This window comes from Bartonella sp. DGB2 (assembly GCF_046843095.1).
Taxonomy (GTDB): domain Bacteria; phylum Pseudomonadota; class Alphaproteobacteria; order Rhizobiales; family Rhizobiaceae; genus Bartonella.
This window is the reverse complement of sequence record NZ_CP177325.1, coordinates 867,175-880,586: the sequence shown is the minus strand read 5'-3', so window position 1 is coordinate 880,586 and position 13,412 is coordinate 867,175. Positions and strand designations below refer to the sequence as shown.

17 protein-coding genes and 1 pseudogene are annotated in these 13,412 nt (G+C 49.4%); 1 reads left to right on the top strand and 17 read right to left on the bottom strand.

The window, feature by feature from the left end:
* Positions 1-177: 177 nt before the first annotated feature.
* The 14 genes and pseudogenes from ACK28X_RS04885 to ACK28X_RS04820 all read right to left on the bottom strand — a co-directional run bounded on the left by ACK28X_RS04885 (position 178) and on the right by ACK28X_RS04820 (position 10,365).
* Positions 178-735, bottom strand: a complete 558-nt coding sequence (locus tag ACK28X_RS04885) for a hypothetical protein (protein WP_412057330.1) — start codon at positions 733-735, stop codon at positions 178-180.
* Positions 735-1,679: a phage tail tube protein gene (locus tag ACK28X_RS04880; protein WP_412057329.1), complete on the bottom strand. Its 945-nt coding sequence runs from the start codon at positions 1,677-1,679 to the stop codon at positions 735-737. Before ACK28X_RS04880 ends, ACK28X_RS04885 begins: the two co-directional genes overlap by 1 nt.
* 21 nt (positions 1,680-1,700) lie before the next feature.
* Complete coding sequence (locus tag ACK28X_RS04875; protein WP_412057328.1) at positions 1,701-2,135, bottom strand: hypothetical protein; 435 nt, start codon at positions 2,133-2,135, stop codon at positions 1,701-1,703.
* A 2-nt stretch (positions 2,136-2,137) separates the two neighbouring features.
* Positions 2,138-2,791, bottom strand: coding sequence for a DUF6441 family protein (locus ACK28X_RS04870; protein ID WP_412057327.1), 654 nt, complete (start codon positions 2,789-2,791; stop codon positions 2,138-2,140).
* Positions 2,770-3,090 (bottom strand): hypothetical protein, encoded by a 321-nt coding sequence (locus ACK28X_RS04865; RefSeq protein WP_412057326.1) that lies wholly within the window; start codon positions 3,088-3,090, stop codon positions 2,770-2,772. Before ACK28X_RS04865 ends, ACK28X_RS04870 begins: the two co-directional genes overlap by 22 nt.
* The gene (locus ACK28X_RS04860; RefSeq protein ID WP_412057325.1) at positions 3,087-3,422 is read right to left on the bottom strand and encodes a hypothetical protein; all 336 of its coding nucleotides are present in this window, start codon (positions 3,420-3,422) and stop codon (positions 3,087-3,089) included. The genes ACK28X_RS04865 and ACK28X_RS04860 overlap by 4 nt, the downstream gene beginning before the upstream one ends.
* Before the next feature lie 13 nt (positions 3,423-3,435).
* On the bottom strand, positions 3,436-4,470 hold the full coding sequence (locus ACK28X_RS04855; RefSeq protein WP_412057324.1) for a major capsid protein: 1,035 nt from the start codon (positions 4,468-4,470) through the stop codon (positions 3,436-3,438).
* 2 nt (positions 4,471-4,472) lie between these two features.
* On the bottom strand, positions 4,473-4,871 hold the full coding sequence (locus ACK28X_RS04850; protein WP_412057323.1) for a head decoration protein: 399 nt from the start codon (positions 4,869-4,871) through the stop codon (positions 4,473-4,475).
* An 18-nt stretch (positions 4,872-4,889) separates the two neighbouring features.
* Positions 4,890-5,162: a hypothetical protein gene (locus ACK28X_RS04845; RefSeq protein ID WP_412057322.1), complete on the bottom strand. Its 273-nt coding sequence runs from the start codon at positions 5,160-5,162 to the stop codon at positions 4,890-4,892.
* A 38-nt stretch (positions 5,163-5,200) separates the two neighbouring features.
* Positions 5,201-6,088, bottom strand: a complete 888-nt coding sequence (locus ACK28X_RS04840; protein ID WP_412057321.1) for a S49 family peptidase — start codon at positions 6,086-6,088, stop codon at positions 5,201-5,203.
* Between the two features lie 132 nt (positions 6,089-6,220).
* Entirely contained in the window at positions 6,221-7,558 is a 1,338-nt protein-coding gene (locus tag ACK28X_RS04835; RefSeq protein ID WP_412057320.1) for a phage portal protein, read from the bottom strand.
* 2 nt (positions 7,559-7,560) lie between these two features.
* Positions 7,561-7,788, bottom strand: a complete 228-nt coding sequence (gpW, locus tag ACK28X_RS04830) for a gpW family head-tail joining protein (protein ID WP_412057319.1) — start codon at positions 7,786-7,788, stop codon at positions 7,561-7,563.
* Between the two features lie 50 nt (positions 7,789-7,838).
* Positions 7,839-9,631, bottom strand: a pseudogene (locus tag ACK28X_RS04825) (phage terminase large subunit family protein).
* Positions 9,632-9,813: 182 nt separating this feature from the next.
* Positions 9,814-10,365, bottom strand: coding sequence for an elements of external origin (locus ACK28X_RS04820; RefSeq protein ID WP_412057318.1), 552 nt, complete (start codon positions 10,363-10,365; stop codon positions 9,814-9,816).
* A gap of 83 nt (positions 10,366-10,448) precedes the next feature.
* Between ACK28X_RS04820 and ACK28X_RS04815 the strand changes: the two genes are divergently transcribed.
* Positions 10,449-10,763, top strand: a complete 315-nt coding sequence (locus tag ACK28X_RS04815; protein WP_412057317.1) for a DUF3489 domain-containing protein — start codon at positions 10,449-10,451, stop codon at positions 10,761-10,763.
* 11 nt (positions 10,764-10,774) lie between these two features.
* Here the strand turns inward: ACK28X_RS04815 and ACK28X_RS04810 are convergent, their stop codons facing one another.
* From ACK28X_RS04810 to ACK28X_RS04800, 3 genes are all read right to left on the bottom strand, one after another.
* Complete coding sequence (locus tag ACK28X_RS04810) at positions 10,775-12,046, bottom strand: site-specific DNA-methyltransferase (protein WP_412057316.1); 1,272 nt, start codon at positions 12,044-12,046, stop codon at positions 10,775-10,777.
* A gap of 255 nt (positions 12,047-12,301) precedes the next feature.
* Positions 12,302-12,682: a DUF6362 family protein gene (locus ACK28X_RS04805; RefSeq protein ID WP_412057315.1), complete on the bottom strand. Its 381-nt coding sequence runs from the start codon at positions 12,680-12,682 to the stop codon at positions 12,302-12,304.
* Positions 12,683-12,702: 20 nt separating this feature from the next.
* Positions 12,703-13,293, bottom strand: a complete 591-nt coding sequence (locus ACK28X_RS04800) for a crossover junction endodeoxyribonuclease RuvC (RefSeq protein ID WP_412057314.1) — start codon at positions 13,291-13,293, stop codon at positions 12,703-12,705.
* Between the last annotated feature and the right edge of the window lie 119 nt (positions 13,294-13,412).

Sequence of the window (13,412 nt, the reverse complement as noted above, 5' to 3'; positions counted from 1 at the left end):
TCTCTTTCAGCGCCAGAAGCGCTCCCATAGCGACTTCTGGCAACAATTCAGCCATGGCTTGCGGTTCATAACCAAGTGAGCTGCTGAGTTGCAATGCCGTCTCTAAAGGAAAGCGTTCATGGATTTGTGTGACTAATTTGCAGGCGATATCAAAAGCCTGCCAGCCTTCTAATGTTTTTAAGCTGTGCTCATAATAGGGGCATTGTTTGCCGTTTTCACCTTTTTGCCCCCTCGCGCAGGCTCGGTCTTGTTCAGCGCAGTTGCTGCAATATCTTGGCCCGTCTCCGAAGTGCCACCGGATACGAGCCCGTAGGCGTTTTTTTCCGATTCCAACATTTCGCGCAGCCCCGTATATTGCTGACGAAATGTTTCGGCAATCACCCAATAGGCAGCAAATAGTTCTTCGATTTTTTCAGACGTCACGCGTGCTGATGCGTCGCTATCAGCCTCACAAATGCCTTCCCATTCAATAATACCGGCACGCGCTAGGCCAAGTGTTAAATATTGTTCAGCTAAAGCCTCACGCACATTGCTATCCTCAAGATTGGGCAAATCTGACTGCACCACGCCAACATCTTTTTGTGCACGGTAAGCCTCGCCAAGGATTTGTAGTTTCTGGTTCATGAAAGCACGCGCTTGATAAAATATAGCACTTGTGCAAGGGCGAACCTTCAAGCGCACTTCAAATCCAACATCAAGCCAATAAGGCTGCGTCGGTAGCGATAATTTAAGCATTAAGTATAATCCTCTACATCATTAGTTAGGGTAATGGTGAGCATTTTTCCAAGTGTTGCGTTTTTAGCCCCTTGAAAATCATAAGAAGCTTCAATGCCCCCCGGGCCACTAATGCTGCGTTTTGGTTTGGGCAGATAAACTTCATGGGCTGTCATTGTGAGTTTGTGATCTTCATCAATTGCGTAAGCAAGCTCAATATCAATTGGCGTGCCAGAACGGGCTAAATCCATCAGCGTATTATCGCCGTACCGCAACGAAATAGAGCCTGTGAGCGCACTCATGCCAGGGTCAATCGCCTCAACCTTGCCATCATCGCGAATAGTCTCAATCTTCTCTAGATTATTGCTATAAGTCAGCGACGCGGCTGTGACATTGGCAAGCAGAGAACCGGCACTTTTAATTGAGCCTTGAAATTGCGAAAAGCGGCTATAAGCTGCTTGTGTTGGATTGGTGGCACGTGTTTGTCTTGCAGCAACTTCCGCTTGGCCCATCAGGCCTATTGTCACTTGTGCTTCACCTGATCGTTGAAAATTAAAGGCGCAGCTATTGGCACGCACACCGGTAAAAAGCGGATAGTCTGGCACATCAGGCAAACCAATCTCTAAGCTCAAGCTTGGCAAATTGACTTTGCCAGATGTAAAACTGTGCGTATAGTTGTCGGTTCCTGTTGTTGTCGGTGCTCCAAATAAGGCTTTCAGCCAATAACCAATATTGCGAAGATCAACTGGTACGACAATGTCACCATCAACGTTGATTACATCTTGGAAAGGCGCCGTTGGATCTCGACCTAAACCGAGAACGCTTGACTCAATTAAGCCTTGTTCGCTATCCAGCGAGCTTGAAATAAATGGAACCAGATTATAATCACCGGTTAACCGCGGCTCACCATATGTTTTCTCAAAGCCAAGCAAAAGCCGAGCATTCCAGCCATAAGCACGCGCCATATTTCTCTCCTATTTGTGTCGTTAAATGAGTGGGCTTTCCGTCACATATTCCAAAATGACGGGCAATGTAGCCGCTTTAATTGTCGCGCCACCCTCAATGGGTTCAGTCAAAACTTCAGGGCTCCCAAGACTTAAAATATCGATGACGCCGTCAAGCGTTCCTGCACGGTTTAATGCAGCACCAATCTGCATAAGAAGCTGATCAAACGCGCTATCACGCTGCGTACTGTCGGCCTTTTGCACAAAGACCTCAATTTCAGCGCGGTGCTTATAGATATAGCGTGGCGGCGAAAGCAAAATATCCGGCTCGCCCAGATCACCATCACGCAACACCACAAGCCCGCCTTCAGGGATAGCCGTTTTCAGCACTTCATTGCGAAGAACACGAATAGCGGGCAAGCCTTGCTGCAGACATAAAAAAAGGCCCTGCAAAGCCTGTTCGCGTTTTGATGTCATTTCTAATCTTTCCAATATTTGACGATTAGCTCAGGGATACGCCTGTGCCATTTTGCGGCTTCCGGCTCAAAGCGGATGAGCTTTGGCATTTTGACTTGCGGCACCACCATCCAGAACATCACCACCGATGTAAGACCACGACCGGATTTAAGCGCCGATTGACTGGCTTTTCTAAAACCCCGCAGATCACCTGTTTTGCGGCTGTAAGAGGCTCGCATATTTTCAGCAACGAGCAAAGACGGGCCGCGCGGACGATAGACAAAACGCAACTTAATCCCGCGTGCTTTTTCAAGATTACCGGGCGTAACACGTTTACCCAGAACCTTCTTTGGTGCATTCGGGGTTGGAATAGCCAACCAAAAACCATCTTTTCCTTTGATCACTTGGCCTTCTTCAAAACCCTCCATGATCTTGGCTGCTTTGGTGTAAACCATGCCAGCGGCCTTTAGGCTTGTGCCTCGTTTCGGATAGACGTCACCGCGCCATGATTTAGCCAAGCGCGCGCCAAGACCGGCTGCAACCACTTGTGTGCGTAGAGTGTTTTTAAGGCCCGTTGTGACGATGCGGATGGCTCCAGTTACAGCATGTTCAGCCTCTAATAATTCAGCTTTTAAATATTGCTCCAAATCGCCTTTCATGGCTGCTTGCAAGCGCATTTGAGCACCTCCATTTTCCACACCAGATGATGTGCATCGCACAGTGGCTCGCCCTGAATGCGATAGGCAGCACCCTCAAGGATAATTTCATCACCTGCTTTTGGCTTAGCAATCTCCGTTACCCGTACCTCTATTATGTTGGTTGGGGTGTGGATTTGCGCTTCCCGAAAATCAACGATCTGATCCGGTGATTTCAGGATAACTTTGATAGCTGTATCTTCGCCATTCACTCGGTAGAGCGCATCCAGACCCAAGCGATCAAACAGTCGATCTACCGCCTGTTTGAAACTTGGGATCATGAGGCATTATCCTGTTCATAACGTTTCCAAGCCTGATCGCGCTGCTCTTGGCTGATATCACGATCCAGCACATGTTCCAGTGCTTTGACCAAAGGCTTGCCGTCTTTACCAAAGCCGCTAGCATCCAATACAGCGATGGCATCCATAATGCTCAAAATATCTGCATCTCGTTCATTGTTTTCCGGCTTTTTAATCAACATTTCCTGCCCAATCGGCTCGGCAAAATCACGTGCAATTAAAGCATTCGCGCCTGTGTCATCAAGTTTAATTATTTTTCCCGGTTGGACAGTACCATCGGGCGTTTGAAGCGATATTTTTGCTATAATCTCCATCGGCGATCTCCTTTTAAGCGACCGTTGCACATAAGGACGCATTGGGGCGATAAGGCACGATAAGCGGCGCAGATTGCAGCAAAAGCCACCGCACCGCCGGATCTTCCTCCAGCCATGATTTTGAAAAATACCGCACGGCTTTAAACGAAGCCTTCTCGTCCATGATCATGCCATAGCAGCGCGTGCCTTCTAATTGCTCACGGCTGACAAGCACAACTGTAGCGTCAGGCAATAGGTGCCGCAATTGCCCGTTATCATTGATGTAGACGTCATTATAGACATAAAAGTCAAAATCCCCGATAGAACCAACATAGCGTGCTTTCTCCTGTCCTTGGCCACGGATAATTGGATCGGTTGAAATGGTCGCAGCTGTGCCGCGACGGATTTCTAGTTGACCGATTACTTGTTTGTTTTTGCGAAAATGGCGCCATGCCTTGGGATCCATGATCACATGGCGTGCCACAGCTCCCGATTTTTCTTGGATTAAGCCGGCCCAATCTTCTAAATGGTCTAAGGCAGGGGCATCAATGTTGCTCCATTTCACTGCTCCGGTAAGAGCCAGAGTCAAAGCTGGATCACGTTTAAAATCGACGATTTTTGTTGGATAATCCTCACCGGAAACAGTCACCGTTCCTTTAGTTAAAGCTTCAGCCGCCATCACTTCTTCACGACGTGTGAGATTTTCCACCTGATTACGCAAGGCACGGGCGACCGCAGCCTCTAAACGACGGTTTGCAGGCAATGCGCCACCAATTTTCTCACCAATACTGCGTTTGAGCGGCGTATTGGCATCAAAGCGGCGTTTGTCTTTCACATAAGCAGGCTTAAAGCTTTGCGTTGTAAAGCCTTCATTGGCGACAACACGGCCCGCAACAAAAGGTGATACAAAGGGTGCAAGGCGAGGCTTTGACTGATCAATGTCAAAGTGAATCTCCTCTGCTTCCTCGGTTTGAATCGAACCAAAAAACGTATCAAGCAAAAAGGAGGCTGGCCGCTCTAAATATTCCACGGTGCGGTTTAAAACGAATGTAGAGAAAATATTGACCATGGTTAAACTTCCTGGTTATGCCGTAAAAATAAAGTAGAAGGCCCATTGACGCGCCAAGAGCTACAAACGCTTGCCGCATCATGCCCAGTCCCATAGGTCAGGACATTGCTGTTAAATTCACCGGAGTGATAAACCACAGCCTTGATATCGCCTTGAGTGGTGTCAATGGATTGCGCGAGAATACAGACTGGTTTCTCTGTGCCATCCGTCGCACTCGCATCACTTAGCGTATAAGCGCCTGAGGCAGTCATGCGCCCAAGCACAGCGCCGCGCGGATAGGCTTTACCGCCAGTAATGGTTTCAACGCGTTGAACAATAGGAAATTCACCGGCAATCAGATTATCAGCTGTGTAAGATCCTTGATCAGTAAAGCCACCGGCATATTTAGAATAAGCATTCATTGTTTTTCTTCCTTTGCATTAATAAGCAGCAAGCCGCTTAGCAACGGACTCTGCATCGTCGTCTTCATCTTCAAGGCACGCGCTAATTTCAGGATTGGGGATAGCGGCCATGGCCGCGTTAAACCCTGACACCCCATCACGAGAAGCGGTCTCACAAGGCGCTTTAGCCAAAAGCGACACTGCAGCGCTAACACTCATATCCGTTTCAAAAGCGAGATATTGCGCAAGCTCTGTTCGCGCCTTAGCTGCTTCATCAGAGAGAATAGCCTGCACGCGGCTACGTTCATCCATTGTCGCGTTTTGCCTAACGTCATGTTCAAGACTGGCGGTTAAATCGGGATAAGCCTCCCGCAGGCTTTTAATATATCAGCCATGCTCGTTTCCTTCGGGTTTGCGTTTATAGAATGCAGAGGCTCCTCAACAAACTGAGCGTTGATTTCCTGCAAGAGTTTTTCAAATGAGCCGATACGATCAGCAAGACCTTGGCGTACAGCAGCTTCACCGATTAACACATCGCCGCTGCCATAGTGGTTTTGTACATGGCTTGCCGATACATTGCGGTATTTGGCAACCGCTTCAACAAAGACAGTGGCCATTGCATCAATGCGCTGTTGCAGCCGCGCGCGGCCGTCATCAGTATCTGGATCAAGCCGTTTATAAGGGCTTTGTGAAGACACAACTTCCACGGCGTCGTCACCCTTATTGCCACGATAAACGCCGACCACGCCAATAGAGCCAAGAGCACTGGTTTTAGACACCACGATTTCATCCGCGGCGGCGGCAATCCAGTAAGCACCAGAGGCAGCATCACCAGAGGCGTAGGCAATGATCGGCTTAATCCCGCGCGCTTCATGAATCATATCAGCAAATTCAGCGCAGCCGTTCACTTCACCGCCTGGAGAGTCAATATTCAAGACAATGGCCTGAATATCCGAGTTCTTAAGCGCGTGCGTGAAATCCTTGGCCAGCAATTCATAAGAAGAAGCACCACTGACTTGCGTGAAAAGATTGGCATAACGAAAAAGCGGCCCCACCACGGGTAGGACCGCTATGCCATCTCTTATTTCAAGGCGATAACTGTTTTGCAACTCTCGTCCGAGTTTTGCTGCCACCGCTTCCGGCGGTGCATTTTGCTTTGCCGCAATTTCTAAAATTGCCGTTAGCGCTGCAGACGTAATCGCCCAAGGCTCAGCGGTAGCTTTATTCCATAATCTCATCTTTATCATCCTGCTGTCGGTGTACCAGCGGCGTTGGCATCGTTAGTCCCAACTCCTTCATCTTAGCCTGTTCACGGGCCCGCTGTTCCAAAACGTCCTCCCAATCCAAGCCTTGTGATGCACATTCTTCTTCTAGAGTTGAGAGGCCATTTTCCCGCGAATACGAGAGGCTTCTGCCTCTTTGACAGGGTCAATCCAGCCGCGACCAGGGCCAATCCATTTCGAGCGCGTCCAAGCATGCCGGTTTTGATAAAAGTCGGGGGCTTCCACCAACCCTTTGCCAATGGCTTCCTCCAACCACAATTCATAGACGGGGCGCGCCCAATAAGTCGCTAACCACTGCCGACGCCCCATGAAAAATCGCCATGCCTCCATGAGTGCGGCTCGTGCACTGGAATAGTTGGTTTTGGAAAAGTCCTTCATCAATAATTCAAACGGAATATTGAGCCCCGCACCGATATGACGCAGTACATTTTCAACAAATTGTCCATAGCCACTATTGGGGCGGCTAGGCGTAAAAGGTGATACTTTATCACCCGGAAAGACTGGAATAATCGCACCTCCTTGCAACCGAACCTTCCATTCATTGCGTGCGGCAAGATACTCATCAACACTGCCACCAAACATTTCACCGATGGCCTCACTATCAAGCGGGGTTTCAATGAATGCCGCGATCATGGCATTGACAACCGCGGCTTGGAGTTCACTCCGCTCATAGTGATCAAGCATTTTAAACAAAGGCATAATGCTGGTTAAAAGCGGCTTGCCTCGTCGTTGCGCGATCCGCTCATGTGTGTGAAGGTGCAGAACGCGCCGCCTCCCAAAGGCTGTCTCGACCGGTACACGTTGCCAATCTTGCGATGCGCTTGCAGAAGAAGAAACATCTGCCGGATGATGTTTGCGAATCCAATAGGCTTTGGGTGCACCGTAAATATCAATTTCAATGCCGCCACGCAGCGATTGCGTGTCCGGCCTATCCTCTGGATTGCTTAAGCGATCTGGCTCGATCAATTGTAGGGCCGTCGCAAAGGGCCGGTCTTTTAACCACAGTGGCAACGCCAAAGCCTCACCATTGAGCATGGATGAGCGATAGATTTGCGCCGTTAATCCTGCAAAAGTCAGCGATTTCGCCGCATCGCAATCCATGGTATCCGCCCAGCTGCGCCATAAAGCTTCCACTTGACGCGCCCATGCATCAGCCCATGCTTTATCCCACCCAAGCGTGCGATAGTCGGGCTGTGCGGCTAACCTTAGCCCTGTACCAACAACATTATCGGTGAGGGTTTGAAATGCACCAGAGGCAACGCCATGATTGCGCACAAGATCTCGCGAACGTGAGACCAAAGTGTTCAGCTCAGAATTTAAGTCGCTATCAGCAGATCCTGTCGCGGGCAGCCATGAAGCCAGTTCTCTTGCTGTCATAGAGGCTGCGCGGTGCGCCGTGTCGGATTGGCCATTATGACTGCTCATGCTTAAAACTCCACATAAAGGGCTTTGCGACCAAAGCCCCGTTGTTTGCGGTCGATTTTAATTTTCAACTGTAAGATATATTTTTCTAGTTTCGGCGCATCGATATTTTGATAGGTCACCGCCCCATAGCCGCCTATATTGACTGAGACTTCTTTACTGCCCGTCATCAGCAAGTGATAGGCGTTTTCTGCCTCATCAAGCCGACTTTTCAATGTAACTAAATCTGTCATGGCATTTGCCTATTCCCTGTCAGAGCTACGCCCTTTCTCGCCTCTTGTCCTCACAAATACGGATCGTCAGCCATCTGAACAGGCCGCTGTTTCAAGCGCTCGTTCAAAACCCTTACTTCCTTTGTCTCTGTTCGTTGCGTTTGAATCTGTATTGCTGACACAGCTTTACCCAAGACTTCTTCCAGCTGTAACCAATGGCGTTCAGAAAAGCGGTCTAAGCCATAAATACTGGCAGCAGCGCGCGCATAAACGCGGCAATCCAGCGCCTCATTATGGCGCGTTGGATCTTTTTCCCAAACAGCCCGCGGATAACCGTGATGCACGCGAATGATCTGTCGCTCCGCTGTCAGCTGCTTGAAATATTCTTCCGCATATTGCGGAAAGTGACAGCTTCCTGCCGGATATGGCATGCCGTCTTTCAATTCAGCCTCTGAGGGCCAGTCCAGTTTCAGCCAACGGTACAGTTCAACCTTGGCGACCGGGCCTGAAATATTCCAAACACGAAGACCGCGCCTGCGACCGCCAACATCGGCTTTTGAGACGCTCAAAATAAGCGCTGTATCCCGATCTTGACCTTTGATGGCCACAACGGTACGCGGCTGGCTAGCCCTTGCGCCGCCCGCGCCCCAAACCGCCTGTGGCTGGCCCTTCACCCATGCATAGACATCTTGCGTGGCATAACCAGAATCCACGGCCATCACACGAATGGGCATAGTGTGGCCAGTTTCATGCGGCCAATCACGACGCAAAACCTCTTCTAATCTCTGCCATACCTCACGACGTGCCGTGTCACCATCGAGCACAATGTAATCGACAGACCAGCTTTGTTTATCGCGACCCCAAGCAACCACCTCACATTCAAGGCGGTCTTTTTGCACATCCACACCAGCAGTTAAAAATAAGCCTGTCTTGGGCACAACGCTTTGCGCGTAAGTTTCCCGCCGCGCATAAAAAGTCGCTCCCAGTCTGGCGCTTCATGTTCTTCTTCAAACGGCTCACCCAGAACCGTGTTGACAAAACTTTTCATCAATTCAGGGTGCTGTTTGGCTTGTTCAAACATACTTGCTGCATCTGACCAACTAAACCAACCGACGGGGCTATAAAGTGAAGAAAGATGATAGCCAACTGTTTGGCCATCACCTTGCGTTGCTGCTACCCACTCGCCTTTAGCGAGCATCTCCGTTTTGTGATATTCTTCAATCAAGGCTTCACAAGATTCACATTCATAGCGCACATCACGCGGCTGACCTTCAACCCAACGCAGCTGCGAAAATCGGAGCGGCTGCTTATGGCCACAATGAGGGCATGGAACGTGGAAATAACGCTGATCGGAATGCTCAAATTCCCGTGCGATGCGCGATACGCCTTTTAAAGTTGGTGTGCTCACAAGAAAAACCTTACGACGCCTTTGAAAGGTCGCACTACGGCGTTCTGCCAATAAAATCGGATCCCCTTCGCCCTCAACGTCACCCGGATAGCCGTCCACCTCATCCATGAACAAATAGCGCGCCGGCATTGAGCGCAACCCCACCGCTGAATTGGCTCCTGTCATCACCAAAACGCCGCCCGGAAACTCCTTTGACAACACCGTATTGCCAGAATCTCTTGAGCGCGCAGGTTTCACCCGCGCTTTCAACTCAAAGCAATCTTCTAAAAGCGGATCAATCCTTTGTTTGGAATTTCGCTTCGCCATCTCGACTGTCGGCGCAACTGCCATCATTGGACCGGGAGCCATATGGATGACATAGCCGATCCAATTATTGCCCGCTTCTGTACCGCCAATTTGTGCACCCTTCATGAACACAACGCGCTGGGCGCGCTGATGCGGCGAAAGCTGATCCATGATTTCGCGCAAATAGGGCGTGCGTTCCGTGCGCCAACGCCCGGGCTCTGCAGCTGACTTTGGTGATAAAAAGCGATATTGGTCCGACCACTGCGAAATACTCATAAAGCATCAGGCTTTAAGCCCTCTGCCCAAGCCTGCTCAACTGTTCGCGATCCCTCAAACAAAGTACCTGATATCCATTATTGTTTAAAGTTTACCTTGATCCCTCCCAGCTCTTCCAAATGCTCACGAACATAGCGCTCCAGCGTCACATGTAATAGGTGTGCATCCGTACCAAGTTCGGTGGCCATTTGGCTGGAAATTCTTGCGGGCCATGTCTGCCACGCATCGCGTTCCTGACGCGCCAGCCGAAACACATGCGCAATAGCCTCGTTACGGTCAATCAGCTCATTTTTTAATTGCTGAAGACGCACACGATTGGTTTGCGCCTTTAAAACCTCATTAGCGGTTTTAGCCTGCATATAGGTCGTGCCGCCTGATGTGACTGGTGTGCCATGTTCTCTCAACGTTGCTTCGACCGCTTTCACCGCTGCTGCGGGGGGACTGGGTTTAGTCTTTATCGTCTGCTTTATTTGCGGCTTAACTGTATTGGATAACCACTCTCGATCAGCGCGCTCACCATCAATCGTCCCATCCGATTCAGCTGTAATCCGCCCTTGTTTTATGGCTTTGCGTACCGCCGTATCGCTCACACCACGTTGCCTTGCATAGGCGCGAATAGATAAGCCCATATCCTTTCCTTTACCGTCAAAATTGACTTGATAATGCTGCTCTTTGAAGCATTCATGACTGTGTAAAAAGAAGGAGCTACCCTATGACGACACAACAGCAAAACGAACAACCAACAAAGCAAAGACACATTATCACGCTCCCAAATCGCCCTGAAACGCCTAAGCCAGCACAAAAAACAACAAAGAGAACACAAATCATTGCGCTTTTAAGTCGCCATGAAGGCGCGACCATTGAAGAACTTATGACACTAACCAATTGGCAGCAACATACAGTCCGCGGCTTTTTCTCAAGGGTCATCAACAAACTTGAAGGCTTTGCGCTCTCTTCGCAAAAAATAGACAGTGAGCGACGCTATTATCTTAAACAATTATATAGTACAGCAGATAAAGTTTCATAGATCTCCATTGGCTATGAGGTTTTATCTATTGCGCCTAGGCGCTTTTTTTCTACCTCTTCAAAGGCTTCATTTGTATCTGACAAGCATGCCTGTTTGCCAGTCATTTTTTGCCAGCGACATATGATCACATCGACATATTTGGGGTCTAATTCCATCAATCGCGCTTGTCGGCCTGTATGCTCTGCCGCGATCAAAGTTGATCCCGAGCCGCCAAAAGGATCAAGTACAATATCTTGCGATTTGCTTGAGTTTTTAAGCCCGCGTATCACAAGGTCAACCGGCTTCATGGTGGGGTGCAAATCATTCTTTTGCGGCTTGTTGTAAAACCAAACATCACCTTGGTCACGGGCGCCGCACCAATAGTGATCATTGCCTTCTTTCCAACCATAGAGAATAGGCTCATATTGCCGCTGATAATCCGAACGGCCAAGCGTGAAGGTGTTTTTCGCCCAGATGATGAAGGTCGACCATTTGCCACCCGCCTTACGGAAAGCGCTTTGCAGCGTATCAAGCTCGCTTGAGCTCATGCAGATGTAGAGAGCACCTTTGGTATGCTCCAGCATGTTTTTACACGCTGCTGTCAAAAACGCTTCAAAATCATCACCCAAATTGTCGTTCATGATCGTGCGGCCAGCCTTGGTGCTGCTTTTAGCACGCTGTTTATCCTTAGCTGTATAACCATAATTCACATTGTATGGCGGGTCGGTAAAAACCATATCGGCCAACGCGCCTGCCATCAGCTTTTGTAGGTCAGCTTCAACGGTGGCATCGCCGCAGAGCAAACGGTGCTCGCCCATAATCCAGAGATCGCCTAAACGGCTCACCGGTTGCTCCGGTACTTCTGGAATATTATCATCAAGTGCGACTGTTTCATCATCATCTAAAGATAATAAATCATCCAATTCCACATCGTTGAAGCCTAATAAGTCCAAGTTAAAATCTTCATCAACAAGGCTTTGCAGCTCTAAGCGCAATAAATCCTCGTCCCAACCGGCATTTTCAGCGATCTTATTATCGGCAATCACCAAGGCGCGACGTTGATTATCGGTCAAATGCTTCAGCATGATGGCTGGTACGGTTGTAAGGCCCAATTTTTGCGCGGCCATCACTCGACCATGGCCTGCGATGATAACATGATCGCCGCCAACCAGTACCGGATTAACAAATCCAAACTCAGCAATCGAGCCTGCAATTTGCGCAACCTGCGCATCGCTATGGGTGCGAGCATTGCGCGCATAGGGAATGAGCTGCTCGAGCGCAATCTGCTGAACATTGAGATCCATTTTTAAACCTTTTTGTGTATTCGTGATGCGCAAACCAGCTGCAAACTGCGAACCAGTTTTTGCACCCTGACGCTAGGCAAATGCCGCGCGCTGCCCGCCCGCATAGGGTGCAGCCCTAGGGAGGACCCGCGGTCAATAATTTTTAGAAAATATAGGAAAGAAATCATCAAATCAGCATAACACATAGTGCCGCGATTATAGCTCTTAACATAGCTTTTCTTGTTGCATTTGTCGAATAGAAAAATGTTGCAACACTCATTTTTTTTCACTCTCCAAGCGCGCTACGATTTTTGCCAAGGCAAGCTGCGATTTACGCCACGCTGTGCTACGATCACACCCCATCTCCCCACAAATCAGCTTCCAAGGTCTCCGTGCAGCACGCTGCCAAATCAAGTGACGCTCGGCCTCAGAGAGCCAACTCACCCAACGTGAGGTTTCTTCCATGCGAGAAATCGCCTGCGGCGTTGCCTGAAGCCGTAATGGCTCAAGCTCGCTATCTGCTATTTCCTCACGTGAGCGAACAATTTGTGGCCATGCCTCCAAATAACCGCGCGCACGGACGGGCGGCAGTCTCTTGAGCGTTAACATGGCTTCTTCAAATCGGCCTGCCACAAGTTTTTCATTCCAATCTGTCATGATGCTATCCTCCCTATTGATCAAGCTTTAGGCTGTGCGTGTTGTGCCAAAGCGTGGTGCAGAAGCGCCAGCGCATCGGCCTCATTGTCGTCTTCGGGTCTATGTCCAAGCGCCCGCACAGCGTTGATAACAGCACTTTTGCCTGCATTGCCCTTGCCAGTGATGAATTTCTTGATCGTGCCGACCGGTACGCCCTCATAGGGAATATTTTGTTCTTCACACCACGATGTGAGGGAGGCTAAAAGTCCGCCATAGGCATGAGCGGCATCAACCCCAAGATGCCTACGGACTTCCTCGAAATAAATAGCCTCAATACCGTCACAGACGCTGTGTGTCCCGTTAAGCCAGCGTTCAAAGCGCAAGTAACGCATGCCACCGCCTTCAAAGCGACGGGGACGAAAATGCGCTGTGCCACTGATGATGCGCCCATTTTGATTGCAAAGCGCCCAACCTGTGGTGGTGCCAAGATCAAGGGCAAGCAAAATTGGTTGAGTGGTTTGTGCATTTTCTGCACGTACCAGTAATTGATCCTTTTCAGTTTGTCGGGAATTTCGACGAACTGGAGTTGTCAAGAAATCCTTGATAACTGAATTGGGTTTGAATTTTTCCATTGAGACCTCTTGATTGGTTGTTGATACTGATTGGGGGGGATGGCAGGACTTATGCTTCGTATAGGCACAGCGTTTACGCTCATGCCTATACGTAAGTATAGGGTTTCCCCTATAAGTCC

Bases quoted from the DNA above. Each gene is read 5' to 3' on its own strand.
- ACK28X_RS04850 (WP_412057323.1), bottom strand. From the start codon at position 4,871: ATGAATGCTTATTCTAAATATGCCGGTGGCTTTACTGATCAAGGATCT.
- ACK28X_RS04875 (WP_412057328.1), bottom strand. From the start codon at position 2,135: ATGACATCAAAACGCGAACAGGCTTTGCAGGGCCTTTTTTTATGTCTG.
- ACK28X_RS04805 (WP_412057315.1), bottom strand. From the start codon at position 12,682: ATGACAGATTGGAATGAAAAACTTGTGGCAGGCCGATTTGAAGAAGCC.
- ACK28X_RS04835 (WP_412057320.1), bottom strand. From the start codon at position 7,558: ATGAGCAGTCATAATGGCCAATCCGACACGGCGCACCGCGCAGCCTCT.
- ACK28X_RS04800 (WP_412057314.1), bottom strand. From the start codon at position 13,293: ATGGAAAAATTCAAACCCAATTCAGTTATCAAGGATTTCTTGACAACT.
- ACK28X_RS04820 (WP_412057318.1), bottom strand. From the start codon at position 10,365: ATGGGCTTATCTATTCGCGCCTATGCAAGGCAACGTGGTGTGAGCGAT.
- ACK28X_RS04815 (WP_412057317.1), top strand. From the start codon at position 10,449: ATGACGACACAACAGCAAAACGAACAACCAACAAAGCAAAGACACATT.
- ACK28X_RS04845 (WP_412057322.1), bottom strand. From the start codon at position 5,162: ATGGATGAACGTAGCCGCGTGCAGGCTATTCTCTCTGATGAAGCAGCT.
- ACK28X_RS04860 (WP_412057325.1), bottom strand. From the start codon at position 3,422: ATGGAGATTATAGCAAAAATATCGCTTCAAACGCCCGATGGTACTGTC.
- gpW (WP_412057319.1), bottom strand. From the start codon at position 7,788: ATGACAGATTTAGTTACATTGAAAAGTCGGCTTGATGAGGCAGAAAAC.
- ACK28X_RS04880 (WP_412057329.1), bottom strand. From the start codon at position 1,679: ATGGCGCGTGCTTATGGCTGGAATGCTCGGCTTTTGCTTGGCTTTGAG.
- ACK28X_RS04840 (WP_412057321.1), bottom strand. From the start codon at position 6,088: ATGAGATTATGGAATAAAGCTACCGCTGAGCCTTGGGCGATTACGTCT.
- ACK28X_RS04865 (WP_412057326.1), bottom strand. From the start codon at position 3,090: ATGATCCCAAGTTTCAAACAGGCGGTAGATCGACTGTTTGATCGCTTG.
- ACK28X_RS04870 (WP_412057327.1), bottom strand. From the start codon at position 2,791: ATGCGCTTGCAAGCAGCCATGAAAGGCGATTTGGAGCAATATTTAAAA.
- ACK28X_RS04885 (WP_412057330.1), bottom strand. From the start codon at position 735: ATGCTTAAATTATCGCTACCGACGCAGCCTTATTGGCTTGATGTTGGA.
- ACK28X_RS04855 (WP_412057324.1), bottom strand. From the start codon at position 4,470: ATGGTCAATATTTTCTCTACATTCGTTTTAAACCGCACCGTGGAATAT.
- ACK28X_RS04810 (WP_412057316.1), bottom strand. From the start codon at position 12,046: ATGGATCTCAATGTTCAGCAGATTGCGCTCGAGCAGCTCATTCCCTAT.